This window comes from Streptococcus sp. SP8, assembly GCF_030440045.1.
GTDB lineage: Bacteria > Bacillota > Bacilli > Lactobacillales > Streptococcaceae > Streptococcus > Streptococcus parasanguinis_I.
Genome location: NZ_JAQFJL010000001.1, coordinates 24,607 through 37,366 on the forward strand (window position 1 = coordinate 24,607; position 12,760 = coordinate 37,366).

General features: G+C 37.7%; 9 protein-coding genes and 2 pseudogenes. 10 read left to right on the plus strand and 1 reads right to left on the minus strand.

Features of this window, described 5'->3' with window-relative positions; all coding sequences use genetic code 11:
- Positions 1 to 19 precede the first annotated feature (19 nt).
- Positions 20 to 745: pseudogene (locus PCY11_RS00155) on the minus strand (IS256-like element IS256 family transposase); the annotation flags it as partial.
- Here PCY11_RS00155 and PCY11_RS00160 point away from each other — a divergent pair.
- From PCY11_RS00160 to PCY11_RS00205, 10 genes and pseudogenes are all read left to right on the plus strand, one after another.
- A pseudogene (locus PCY11_RS00160) lies at positions 721 to 1,086 on the plus strand (dihydrofolate reductase family protein); the annotation flags it as partial. The pseudogenes PCY11_RS00155 and PCY11_RS00160 overlap by 25 nt on opposite strands.
- A gap of 1,122 nt (positions 1,087 to 2,208) precedes the next feature.
- Positions 2,209 to 2,508: a hypothetical protein gene (locus PCY11_RS00165; protein WP_000869764.1), complete on the plus strand. Its 300-nt coding sequence runs from the start codon at positions 2,209 to 2,211 to the stop codon at positions 2,506 to 2,508.
- Positions 2,498 to 2,986, plus strand: coding sequence for a hypothetical protein (locus PCY11_RS00170; RefSeq protein ID WP_000093676.1), 489 nt, complete (start codon positions 2,498 to 2,500; stop codon positions 2,984 to 2,986). The genes PCY11_RS00165 and PCY11_RS00170 overlap by 11 nt, the downstream gene beginning before the upstream one ends.
- The gene (locus tag PCY11_RS00175; RefSeq protein WP_149555820.1) at positions 2,986 to 4,863 is read left to right on the plus strand and encodes a VirD4-like conjugal transfer protein, CD1115 family; all 1,878 of its coding nucleotides are present in this window, start codon (positions 2,986 to 2,988) and stop codon (positions 4,861 to 4,863) included. The genes PCY11_RS00170 and PCY11_RS00175 overlap by 1 nt, the downstream gene beginning before the upstream one ends.
- A gap of 20 nt (positions 4,864 to 4,883) precedes the next feature.
- Positions 4,884 to 5,126: a hypothetical protein gene (locus PCY11_RS00180; RefSeq protein ID WP_000627865.1), complete on the plus strand. Its 243-nt coding sequence runs from the start codon at positions 4,884 to 4,886 to the stop codon at positions 5,124 to 5,126.
- Positions 5,127 to 5,142: 16 nt separating this feature from the next.
- Complete coding sequence (locus PCY11_RS00185) at positions 5,143 to 5,997, plus strand: conjugal transfer protein TrbL (protein ID WP_001054259.1); 855 nt, start codon at positions 5,143 to 5,145, stop codon at positions 5,995 to 5,997.
- A 53-nt stretch (positions 5,998 to 6,050) separates the two neighbouring features.
- Complete coding sequence (locus tag PCY11_RS00190) at positions 6,051 to 6,410, plus strand: PrgI family protein (RefSeq protein WP_050078386.1); 360 nt, start codon at positions 6,051 to 6,053, stop codon at positions 6,408 to 6,410.
- Positions 6,361 to 8,718, plus strand: coding sequence for a VirB4-like conjugal transfer ATPase, CD1110 family (locus tag PCY11_RS00195; RefSeq protein ID WP_050078388.1), 2,358 nt, complete (start codon positions 6,361 to 6,363; stop codon positions 8,716 to 8,718). Before PCY11_RS00190 ends, PCY11_RS00195 begins: the two co-directional genes overlap by 50 nt.
- 11 nt (positions 8,719 to 8,729) lie before the next feature.
- Complete coding sequence (locus tag PCY11_RS00200; RefSeq protein WP_301362285.1) at positions 8,730 to 11,543, plus strand: phage tail tip lysozyme; 2,814 nt, start codon at positions 8,730 to 8,732, stop codon at positions 11,541 to 11,543.
- 765 nt (positions 11,544 to 12,308) lie between these two features.
- Positions 12,309 to 12,719, plus strand: coding sequence for a thrombospondin type 3 repeat-containing protein (locus PCY11_RS00205; protein WP_020998530.1), 411 nt, complete (start codon positions 12,309 to 12,311; stop codon positions 12,717 to 12,719).
- Positions 12,720 to 12,760: the final 41 nt, after the last annotated feature.

Consider the following 12,760-nt stretch of genomic DNA (forward strand, 5'->3'; position numbering starts at 1 on the left):
TACAATGTTTTTACCATTTCTACTTATCAAAATTGATGTATTTTCTTGAAGAATAAATCCATTCATCATGTAGGTCCATAAGAACGGCTCCAATTAAGCGATTGGCTGATGTTTGATTGGGGAAGATGCGAATAATCTTTTCTCTTCTGCGTACTTCTTGATTCAGTCGTTCAATTAGATTGGTACTCTTTAGTCGATTGTGGGAATTTCCTTGTACGGTATATTGAAAGGCGTCTTCGAATCCATCATCCAATGATGCGCAAGCTTTTGAATATTTTGGTTGATCGATATAATCATGAATCAATCGATTTTTAGCCTCACGCGCTAAGTTAATATCTGTGAACTTAAAAATTCCTTTAACAGCTTCTCTGAAAGATTTTGAATTTTTTTTAGGAATGGTGGTAAAGATATTTCTTAGGAAGTGAACTTGGCATCTTTGCCAACTTACGTTGGTGAAGGATTTTCTAATGGCAGAGACTAATCCTTTGTGCGCATCAGAAATAACGAGTTCCGTACCTTGTAAACCGCGTTCTTTTAGGTATTCAAAAAATGTTGTCCAGGTCTCTTCGCTTTCGCCACTTTGAATCATGAAGCCGATAATTTCACGGTCGCCATCTTTGGTTATTCCAATCGCTATATGACAGCTTTTTGAGAGTACTCGATTTTCTTCTCGTACTTTTATATAGAGTACATCGGTCATTAAGTAAGGATAATTTTTTTCTGATAATAAACGATTCTGCCACTCCGAAGGAATATTTGAATTATTTGGAGGAAAGGCATTACCCATATATTGTGTCAGGAAATGATCATGTGGACTATGAAAAAGCCTTTCAGATCCTGCATGAGCAATATGGGTGTAAATACATGCGGACAGACAGTGGCGGTGGATTAACCAACAAATTATTAGAAAACGGACTTATTGATGAAATCAGTCTTGTGATATCACCATGTTTTGTAGGTAATAAAGAAAAACAACTATTTGATAACCTTCTGTTATCTGAAAAAGTTAATTTGGAATTGCAGGGAACAGAGAATGCAGAACATGGCTGTCTGTCATTGCGCTATGCTGTGAAAAATAAGGATTAGTGCAGCATACTTTAAAAAGTGTCTGTTGGGACAGTGTCCTAAAGGAAGCATAAGCTCATGGCTAGCGGCGGTGTTAAAGTAACGGCACTCGGCCCCAATATATAGTTGATATGCCCCTAAGCCTTTGAGGGCAAGGCGGTCAACCGCGCCTTTTCCGGTCCGCATACAGTCGTTCAATGAGGGTATCAAGCTCGGCAATGCGGCGGTGCTTCTCGGTGGTTCGTTTCTTCGCCGCCGTTTTCGGCTAATTCTAATTGATCCGAACTGTAAGGATAAGCAATTATCCGGGGCTAGTTAAGTATCTTAGAGAGGAAGATAAAGATAAGTAAACCAATTTTAAAGTTGTACCGAATAAAGCCTTCAAGAGGACAACATGCTTTTGAAGGCTTTATTGCTTACAATTACTTGGATTGTAACGCAAAAGCAGGCACCAAATCAATGAAAAATAGCCTATCCAGGCGACTGTTTCAGAAATATGGGCTTCCGCCAAGGGGATACCAGTGGGGTGCGACATCTTTTTTGCCCACTCAAGGCATGTGGAGTGTGTGGCGTTGTTGCGTAGAAAGTAAGGCTGGAGTCCTTATATCTGGCTGAGCTTAATCTCTTTTTCTTCTACGACTTACACTGTTTGGTTTCATGAGCAAGCCCCTCAAAGTGAATTAATAACAAATCATTAGAAGTCATAGTGATGAAATTTCTGTAACGGAAGTAGAGCGAATTGCTGAACCATTAAATGAGTATCTCTCGAAGTAGAAGCGTCTATTTTGACTTTTAGTTTGATAGAATGGTAGTTTGAAAATGTAAATGATAGCTACTGTTCATAAAACATATAAGGTACGTACGGTGTTGTGAGAGGAGCTAGAAATTAGCACTTACCTTATTATTCCAACAACCCCAAAAATGTGATAAAAATTTCAACTACTCTTATCTATAATAAAGCTACCTGTTCTTTGAAAATTGAATCCACTCCGTCTTGATTAGCGTGCCTGTGTAAGTAGGGACTGAGAGTATTTCCCTGTGAAGGGCGACTGGCACAAGACGTGTGTGAGAATTTTCTAACAGACACGGAGTTTATCGTTACCAGACTTAAACGATGCGACAAACTAGATAAAGGAGTTAATCATGAAGGTAGTAAACTTGTATGATTTGAAACAAATGGGAAATAAAGGTGGTTGTACCATCCAATTGATTCATCACTTTCCTTTTGGTATGGGCTTAGGACATCTCAAAAGAGACTACATTGAATTTAAACGTGTTGGTATCTTTGATGGGAAAGCAGTAGAAGTTACTCTTCGAGAACCTTATTCGAGAGATCTACTGCAGGTTGTCAAGTCGATTAAGCAACGTCAGAAATTGATAGCTTATCGTTATAAAGAAGGAAAGCTGCTATTTGTTAAGAAGGAGGCATCAGATGTCCTCTGAACAACAGGAACGAATGGCAGTTCAATATGCTGAGCGTAGTCTTTTATTTACTGTAAAAAGTCTTTTAAAGATTCTAGAATGGTCTAGACGTCAGGCTTTAGCACAAGATTCCGCCTATAAGATAGGGGTGCAGAAATTAGAAGAATTGCTACAATCTCCCTATTCGATTGATACGATTAATCTGAAAAAAGATTTTTTAGACAAACCAATTGATATAGAGAAATTTAAAGCTTTTTTAGAAAAAGAAGAGATTCCTTTAGCCATCGCTTGGCAAGGGGATTCTCTGCATTTCTACACGAAAGACCGTTCGATTCTAGACAATCATTTAGACCATCTGTTAGAAAAAATGGTTAATGATCCGGAGAAATTAGCTGATTTTATCATGGATAAGTCATTAGACGATGCAATTGATGAGGCTAAATCCCAAATTACCTTTAGACAAGAAGGTGCCGTCAAACAGAAAGAGATGGTGAGATGATGTACAGTGGAAAGAAATTCCTACTATTCTCACTGTTAGGTATCTTACTAGGCTATCTTTTTCATCGTTTGACGCTTTTGTATGATTCCTATACTGGAAATACATTAGATAAATGGATTCATCTTCTGATGGAAGGTCAAGATGAAGTTCTTCAGTCGCCATGGAATGTTTCCTTTACTGGAAAATCAAGTGCTTTTTTTCTACTAGGCTTTGTGATGATGTTGCTGGTTTATCTCTATCTAGAGACTGGTAAAAAACAATACCGAGAAGGGGTAGAATACGGGAGCGCCCGTTTTGGAACTCTAAAAGAAAAGAAGCTCTTTTACGGTAAGGAATTTTTACATGATACGATCTTAGCACAAGATGTTCGTTTGACATTATTAGATAAAAAACCACCCCAATATGATAGAAATAAGAATATTGCAGTGATCGGAGGTTCAGGAAGTGGGAAGACATTTCGCTTTGTGAAACCCAATCTAATTCAGATGAATAGTTCTAATATTGTAGTGGATCCTAAAGATCACTTGGCCGAGAAAACAGGAAAACTCTTTTTAGAACATGGCTACCAAGTAAAGGTGTTAGATTTAGTCAATATGAAGAACTCAGATGGCTTCAATCCTTTTCGCTATATAGAGACAGAAAATGATTTGAATCGCATGCTGACGGTTTATTTCAATAACACCAAAGGCTCTGGCTCTCGTAGTGATCCATTTTGGGATGAAGCTTCTATGACTTTGGTCCGAGCTTTAGCCTCCTACTTGGTCGATTTCTATAATCCACCCAAAACAAGAGAACAGCTCATAGAAGAAAGTCGTTTAAGTCAAAAAGAATACAAAAACTTGTTGAAACGTCAAAAAAAAGAAGTGGAGGAGCGAAAAAAACGAGGGCGTTATCCAAGTTTTGCTGAAATCTCAAAACTCATTAAACACTTATCCAAGGGTGAAAACCAAGAAAAAAGTGTCTTAGAAATTCTATTTGAAAATTATGCTAAAAAGTATGGGACTGAAAATTTTACCATGCGAAATTGGGCAGATTTTCAAAATTATAAGGATAAGACTCTGGATTCTGTTATAGCTGTAACCACTGCTAAATTTGCCCTCTTCAATATTCAGAGTGTCATGGATTTGACCAAAAGAGATACTCTTGATATGAAGACATGGGGCAAGGAAAAATCAATGGTTTACTTAGTTATCCCAGATAACGATAGTACCTTTCGCTTTCTTTCAGCCCTCTTTTTTTCAACAGTATTTCAAACTCTAACAAGACAAGCAGATATTGATTTTAAGGGGCAATTACCTCTTCATGTGAGAGTCTACTTAGATGAATTCGCAAATATCGGAGAAATCCCAGATTTTGCTGAACAAACCTCAACAGTCCGTTCTCGGAATATGAGTCTCGTTCCTATTCTACAAAATATTGCTCAACTTCAAGGACTCTATAAAGAAAAAGAAGCTTGGAAAACTATTCTTGGGAACTGTGATAGCTTAGTCTACTTAGGTGGTAATGATGAAGATACTTTTAAATTTATGAGTGGGTTACTCGGTAAACAAACCATTGATGTTCGAAATACTAGTCGTTCCTTTGGCCAAACAGGTTCAGGATCCCTTTCTCATCAAAAGATTGCTCGTGATTTAATGACACCTGATGAAGTCGGAAATATGAAACGGCATGAATGCTTAGTTCGAATTGCCAATATGCCTGTCTTTAAAAGCAAAAAGTACAATTCAACTAAGCATCCAAACTGGAAGTACCTTGCCAATCAAGAAAACGATGAACGGTGGTGGAACTATCAGATCAATCCTTTGAATCAAAGTCAGGAAAATCATCTTGAAGGCCTTAGAATTCGTGATTTAACTTTTGAATCTAGTTTAAAATAAAAATAGAAAAGAGGAAATAGATGATTACGCATTTTAAAGGTTTTGTTTATGGAGTAGACGCAAGTGCTATGTTTGCACAAGCTATGTCTTTGTTACAGAAGGGATTGATTGCGGTTGGTGCCTTTCTCGTTGTTGTGGGGATTGTCAACCTTGCAACCAACATTAAAGATGGTGGACCAGGTGTTCGGAATGCCATTCTTGAAATTGTCGGTGGAGTTATGGTAGGGGCTGCTGGAGCCTTTGTAACCCAGATTTCAATTTAGGAGGATAAACAATGACATGAATCTTAGTTTAGTCTCACCCTTTGTTTACCTTGCATCTGAAAAAATATCAGCTGAAAATTTATTTGAAGGATTTAATGTGGATTTACAATCTACGGTAGATCTGATTAAATCTCTATCTAGCTACAATCCAACTGTTTGGACTTATATGTCTAGTATTACTAAAAGTGTCATGCAACCTCTTGGTGTTGCGATTTTATCAGTTGTTCTCATCTTAGAATTTTCGAAGATGGCAAAGAAAATTGCTAACTCAGGTGGAGCGATGACCTTTGAAGCATTAGCGCCGATGTTGATTAGTTATATTATGGTCGCAGTTGTAATTACCAATACTACCGTTATTGTAGAAGCTATCATCGGGATTGCGAGTCACGCCATTGAACAAGTGGCCTCGATTGTGGCTCACGGTGGGGCAAAGTATGATACACTCTCTGGATTAAAAGGTTCAGGATTTATTGGCCGGATGATTGTGGGCTTTTTCGCCCTCCTCATTTGGCTTGTTCGGATAGTAAGTGCAGCCATGGTTAATCTTTTGGTATCTATTCGATTTATTCAACTCTACCTTATGATTCCATTTGCCCCTCTTACGATTCCAACATTTTTAAGTGATGAATGGAAGTCTATTGGTATTGGTTATTTAAAAAATATTATGGTTTATGCGGTACAAGGGGTTCTCATTTTTCTGATTGTTTCTCTTGTTCCTTTGTTTGAATCTGCTGGGAAAATAGCTGTTTCAAATGGTGCAGGAGTCTTGCAATCACTTGCGATTATGTTTGGTAGTTTGGTACAAGCTATCTTACTGATTATTGCCCTCGTTGGTTCTCAACGTACGGCTCGCTCAATTTTAGGTATGTAATTAGATAAAGGCTAGGAAGTGATTGCTTCTTAGCCTTTTTAGAAAGGAAAGTCATGAATACACGTGTCTTTAAAGACATCTCAAAATACCAACACAGGGCTTGGTTAGGTTTCACCACAAGACAAATCATCTTTGTTTTACCAGCCTTTATTGTCACAATTATTGTTTTGGGCTTGAATCTCTTTTTCTGGCAATTTGGAGATTGGTTTGTTTACGGTTTTGTGTTTGCCTTTACCATCCCCCTCATGCTTTTTGGAGTCTATAAACCCAATGATTTATATTTTGAACATTATTTGAAATACCGTCTTCATTTTGAACTAACGATACCCCTACGCACAATTTCAGGAAAGAAAGGACTTGAACATGAAAAGAAAATCAAATACATTAAAGAAACAAAAAACTTCAACGACTAATAAAAAGGAAGAAGTTAAAGATAAAAAAGAGGAAGTGTTACCATCAACGGCTAATACTCTTTCCTATCAAGCCTTGTATCAAAATGGTCTGATGCAGGTAAAAGAAGATTATTTTTCACAAAGCTATTTACTTGGTGATGTCAATTACCAGACCGTTGGTTTAGAAGATAAGGGCGCAATCATTGAGAAGTATTCTGATTTGATTAACTCTTTAGATGACCAAACCAACTTCCAATTGACCATCTTTAATAAAAGATTGAATTTAGAAAAGTTTAGACAGAGTGTTTTGTATGAGGAAAAAGAAGATGGGTACGATAGCTATCGTAAAGAATTGAATCGGATGATGAATCAAAATTTAGACAGTGGGGAAAATAACTTTTCAGCTGTGAAACTGATTAGCTTTGGTAGAAAGGATTCTAATCCCAAACAAGCCTATCGTTCCTTGTCTCAAATTGGAGAATATTTCAAGAGTGGTTTCTCAGAAATTGATGCTCGATTTGAATCCTTGGCTGGAGAAGAACGGGTGAACTTGTTGGCAGATATGCTTAGAGGAGAACATCATCTTCCTTTTTCTTACCGTGATTTAACGAGATCTGGTCAGACAACTCGTCACTTCATAGCACCTAATCTCTTGGATTTTAAAAATAAGAATTACCTACAAATCAATGACCGCTTATTACAGATTGTCTATGTGAGAGACTACGGTATGGAATTAGGGGATCAGTTTATCCGAGACCTAATGCAAGGAGATCTGGAATTGATTGTAAGCCTTCATGCTCAAAGTTCGACAAAGGCAGATGCCATGAAGAAACTACGAACAAAGAAAACCTTAATGGAATCCCAAAAGATTGGGGAACAACAAAAACTAGCTCGTACAGGTATCTATTTGGAAAAAGTAGGTCATGTATTAGAAAGCAATATCGATGAAGCTGAGGAACTCTTAAAAACCATGACCGAGACAGGAGATAAACTATTTCAAACGGTCTTCTTGATTGGGGTCTTTGGTCAGGATGAAGAAGAACTCAAACAAGCCCTAGACACTATCCAACAAGTGGCCGGCTCAAATGACCTAATGATTGATAAACTTCCATATATGCAAGAAGCAGCCTTTAATAGTTTGCTGCCATTTGGTTGTGATTTTTTAGAGGGAGTATCACGGAGTTTATTAACATCTAATGTAGCAGTAAACTCACCTTGGACTTCAGTAGATTTACAAGACCGTAGTGGGAAATATTACGGTATCAATCAAATCTCAAGCAATATTATTACCATTGATCGCAGCCTATTAAATACACCGTCTGGTCTGATTTTAGGAACATCTGGAGCTGGGAAAGGGATGGCAACTAAGCATGAAATTATCACGACCAAAATCAAGGAATCTGGTGAAAATACTGAAATTATCATCGTGGATCCAGAAGCAGAATACAGTGTCATTGGACGAGCTTTTGGGGGAGAAATGATTGATATTGCGCCCGATTCCCAAACTTATCTCAATGTCCTTGACTTGTCTGAGGAAAATATGGATGAGGATCCTGTAAAGGTAAAATCAGAATTTCTTTTATCTTTTATTGGCAAGTTATTGGATAGAAAAATGGATGGGAGAGAAAAATCGATTATAGACCGAGTCACTAGACTCACCTATCAGTCATTTAAAGAGCCTTCTTTGGAAGAATGGGTCTTTGTCTTGAGCCAACAACCAGAAGAAGAAGCGCAGAATTTGGCACTTGATATGGAACTGTATGTTGAAGGTTCTCTTGATATTTTTTCTCATAAGACCAATATTCAGACAGGATCTAACTTCTTAATCTATAACGTTAAAAAGTTAGGAGATGAGCTGAAACAAATCGCTCTTATGGTTGTTTTTGATCAGATATGGAATCGTGTCGTTCGGAACCAAAAATTAGGGAAGAAGACTTGGATTTATTTTGATGAAATGCAGCTTCTTTTATTAGATAAATATGCCAGTGATTTCTTCTTTAAATTGTGGAGTCGTGTCAGAAAATATGGAGCCAGTCCGACTGGGATAACCCAAAATGTCGAAACCTTATTGTTAGATCCAAATGGTAGACGGATTATTGCCAATAGTGAATTTATGATTCTCCTCAAGCAAGCAAAAAATGACCGAGAAGAACTAGTTCAACTCTTAGGCTTGTCAAAAGAACTCGAAAAATACCTAGTCAATCCAGAAAAAGGGGCAGGACTAATAAAAGCTGGTTCAGTTGTCGTTCCCTTTAAAAATAAGATTCCCCAAGGTACACAATTGTTTGATATCATGAGTACAGATCCTGATAAAATGGCTTCTAATTAAGGGGAAGGTAAATGAAGGATAAGAGAGAAATCATACGTGCCCGAAAGGCATTTAGAAGAAGTCTAAAAGATGAGAAGAAATTCTTAAAACAAGGAAAGAAGGAGGTGAGAAAACAGAAAAAAGATTCCGCTGTACTGGATGAAAAAGCATGGAAAAATGAGATAAAGCAAAAGCTGGAGAATATGAGAGAAGCTTCAAAGGCTAGAGTAAAACAAGCAAATGAAGACTACAATCATATTCTTCAAAATAGTCCTCCATCACTTTTGAATCGGAAAGAATTAAGAGATAGACGATTGCCTCATGCTAGGAAACGATTGAAAATAGCCAAGAAACAATTTAAGGAAGCTAAGGTTGAAGCAAAAGAAGAAAGAAAAGAGAGTCGTAAAGAAAGAAAAACCAATCAAAAATTTTTCTACGGTCAGGAAACGAAAGTAAGATCCAATTTTTTCCTTCAAGGGAAGAATCTAGAAGAATTAAAAGCTAAGAAAGAAGTCAAAGCCGCAAAAGAGAATCTAAAATCTACTAAGCAAGCCTATAAGTTCAAAAAAATCAGTAGGAAAGCCAAAACCTTTCTTTATGTCCTTGGACGTGAAGGTGGAGAGTTAGCTTCAGAAAATGAAGATTTAGAAAGTTATCGCACACTTCATGAGACCATTAGAAAAGGGAAACGCTACAGTCGGCTTTCTTATAATCTTGGAAAAGCTAGTGTCAAAACAGGACAAGCAACAGGTCGTTTTACCAAGAAAAGACTGACCAACACAAAAGAGCGATACCATCATTTTAAGGATGGAAAAGGATGGAAACTAACTAAAGATAATCCAAGTTCCTTTAAAAATCGGTTTCGAAAATTAAAGAAACAAGGTCTTACAAGTGTCCGAAATATCTATCAAAAATTAAAAGCAGCCTTTTCCTTCTTTACATTTGTGGCTGGAAATCCTGTAACCTGGATAGTTGGAGGAATAGTCTTTCTTCTTTTACTTATGATGAGCTTCTTTTTAGGATTTTCATCTGCTAGTTTGATTCAACAAGATGAATTTGAATTAACAAAAGCTTATACCCACCTAACTTGGGAAGATGCAGAACATACTCGCACAAATGACAAAGGAATTACTTATTACACAAAAGTTGATGATGTGATGGGGTATATGAACTTTAAATTCCATGACTATGAGTTACACAAACCAGTTCACTTATTTAGTTCAGAATCTTACAAGGATTATCTGTCTACTTTGTGGCATGATTTAAACGATGGGGATGATTTGAAATCCATGCAAGACCTCTATGAAACTCCTAAGTATAAACTATCGAGAGACGATCAAGAGGAAATAAAGGAACTAAAAGAAGAGGGTGTCTATGCTTCCATGCAGGAATTGGACAATCCATTTGAGGGGAAAAGCAACGAAGATAGTCTAACCATGACTTATCGTTATGGATACTATGATTTAGACGGAAAACCTACTCTTCAGGAGTATATTCTACTAGAAGCGAAGGCTCACCAAACAATTGTCGCACCAATGGATGGTGTTGTATCTCTAGACGGAGATGATGTTATTCTCACTAACGGAAAAGGAGAGAATGAGAGTCGATTGACCTTGTATTCTATTCATAATGGCCGTGCGATTGAGGGGACAAGAGTCCTAACGGGTGATATTATTGGTGAAACACCAGACGATACAGGTTTGAAAGTTTCCTATCAAAAGTATAAAAACAAGAAAGAAAAATTGGTGTATGTCAATCCGCAATTTTATTTTCCAAAAGTCATTCAACTTCAGACCACTATCTTACCAGCCATTGGTCAGTTTGGTGGGGATGAGTTTGAACGAGCAAAACATATTTATGAGTTTTTGAAATCTCAAGGGGCAAGTCCCCAAGCCATTGCGGCAATTTTAGGAAATTGGTCGGTAGAGTCTTCTATTAATCCTAAACGAGCTGAAGGAGATTATTTATCTCCTCCTGTTGGCGCTACCGATTCCTCATGGGATGATGAAAGCTGGTTAGCGATTGGAGGTCCAGCCATTTATAGTGGTGCTTATCCTAATATTCTTCATAGAGGTCTAGGTTTAGGGCAATGGACAGATACCGCAGATGGGTCAACACGGCATACAGCCTTGTTAAATTATGCACGCACCCAAAATAAGAAATGGTATGATTTAGACCTACAACTTGATTTTATGCTTCATGGGGATAGTCCTTACTATCAAAGTTGGTTAAAGGATTTCTTTAAAAATACAGGCAGTGCAGCCAATCTGGCCCAACTCTTTCTGACCTATTGGGAGGGAAATTCTGGTGACAAACTACTGGAAAGACAAACCAGAGCAACGGAATGGTATTACCAAATTGAAAAAGGCTTTAGTCAAACAAATGGAGGACAGGCAAAAAGTGATCCACAATCCCTTGAAGGGGTTCGTGGGGACTTGTATGATCATTCTGTTCCTGGTGGTGGAGATGGTATGGCCTATGCTTATGGACAATGTACATGGGGTGTTGCGGCTCGTATGAACCAGTTAGGCTTAAAATTAAAAGGTAGAAATGGAGAAAAGATTTCAATCATTAATACCATGGGAAATGGTCAAGACTGGGTTGCGACAGCTTCAAGTCTTGGTGGGGAAACGGGCTCTACACCAAGAGCAGGTGCTATTGTTTCTTTTGTAGGAGGTACACATGGTACACCAGCCAGCTATGGTCATGTGGCTTTTGTAGAGAAGGTCTATGATGATGGTTCTTTCCTTGTGTCTGAAACCAACTATGGGGGCAACCCTAACTATACCTTTAGAAAAATCTCTCAAGCAGATAGTGCCATCAGTTTTGCTTATACGACCAAATAGAAGAGTTTACACTTGAAATTGTAGCTATTTAAAGATACAATATGTCTATAAATGAGTGGTCGGCTCATGGTCAATCTGATAGTAATCTTGGACATAAGGGCCAAGCGGTGGCGGACACCAGAACAAAATCCGATAGCAATCTTGGACGTACGGGCCAAGCGGTGGCAGACACCAGAATAAACCGACTGATTAGGTGGCTTACAGGTTCAGTAAGTCATCTTTTTTATTTGAAAAAACAGTAAGAAAGCGTAAAAAATCAATTCCTGTACTAGCGTGTAATTGAAATTTTTTAGTTTTGGCGTTAGAACTGTTTCCTCAGTCCTAGCCCCTTCTCTTTTTGATAAGTATGCTTGGCAGAAAGTAGTTTGTAAATGATTCTGAGAATCTTATGAGCATAAGCAATGACGGCCTTCATCTTGCTTACTCTTTGGGAAATTCGATTATAAAAAAAAGAAAAAGCTGGATCCTTGGAATGTGCTGCAATTAATCCCGACATGGTCAAAGCCTGTTTTATTTAGCGATTTCCTTGCGTGATGTGTGAGGATTTTTTAATGCCAGCACTATAGGCTAAACATCTTTTTCTGTCATGAGTTAGCAGGCTCTGCCTGATTAGAGTTTTACATGTAATCTATTTTAATAGTAATGTTTTATCATTTTCAGGAGAACGCAGTTTTGGCTCGTTCTCTTTTTTGTTGTGATACTTCTTTCAAGGAATATTTGGTAGGATTGGAGTGAAAAAAGATTAACTAAGAAAGAAGGAAGTATATGGAAGCCATTTATCAACGTGATTCGGATCAAGATGGACTGACTGACGCTCAAGAATTTGCGCTAGGAACCAATCCTCTTAGCGCAGATTCTGATGGTGATGGTCGTTCAGATTTAGTGGAAATAGAAGAAGGAACCAATCCCTTAGAAAAGGATTTACAAGACATAGACCAAACAAGTATCACTGAACCGTCCTCAGTATTTATGGAAATGAAACAAAAGATTTCAGATATGATGGAGAGTCACTACAAGGAATTTATACAGGCTCTGATTAGTATTGAAACAGGGATTGAAAACCAACAAGACCTAGAAGACTTATATACTTACTACATGAGAACGGATGCCGTTTCTCTTTTATCTAGTGATTTAGAAATCAGTCCTCAAGAGGTTGAAATGGAGATAGAGTTGTAGGGGAATCATGTGATTCTCCTATTTTCGTATAGATGAAAGGA

What these genes read in the sequence shown, in the direction of transcription:
- PCY11_RS00195 (WP_050078388.1), top strand. Translation starts at nt 6,361, where the DNA reads ATGAAAAGAAAATCAAATACATTAAAGAAACAAAAAACTTCAACGACT.
- PCY11_RS00200 (WP_301362285.1), top strand. Translation starts at nt 8,730, where the DNA reads ATGAAGGATAAGAGAGAAATCATACGTGCCCGAAAGGCATTTAGAAGA.
- PCY11_RS00180 (WP_000627865.1), top strand. Translation starts at nt 4,884, where the DNA reads ATGATTACGCATTTTAAAGGTTTTGTTTATGGAGTAGACGCAAGTGCT.
- PCY11_RS00185 (WP_001054259.1), top strand. Translation starts at nt 5,143, where the DNA reads ATGAATCTTAGTTTAGTCTCACCCTTTGTTTACCTTGCATCTGAAAAA.
- PCY11_RS00175 (WP_149555820.1), top strand. Translation starts at nt 2,986, where the DNA reads ATGTACAGTGGAAAGAAATTCCTACTATTCTCACTGTTAGGTATCTTA.
- PCY11_RS00190 (WP_050078386.1), top strand. Translation starts at nt 6,051, where the DNA reads ATGAATACACGTGTCTTTAAAGACATCTCAAAATACCAACACAGGGCT.
- PCY11_RS00165 (WP_000869764.1), top strand. Translation starts at nt 2,209, where the DNA reads ATGAAGGTAGTAAACTTGTATGATTTGAAACAAATGGGAAATAAAGGT.
- PCY11_RS00170 (WP_000093676.1), top strand. Translation starts at nt 2,498, where the DNA reads ATGTCCTCTGAACAACAGGAACGAATGGCAGTTCAATATGCTGAGCGT.
- PCY11_RS00205 (WP_020998530.1), top strand. Translation starts at nt 12,309, where the DNA reads ATGGAAGCCATTTATCAACGTGATTCGGATCAAGATGGACTGACTGAC.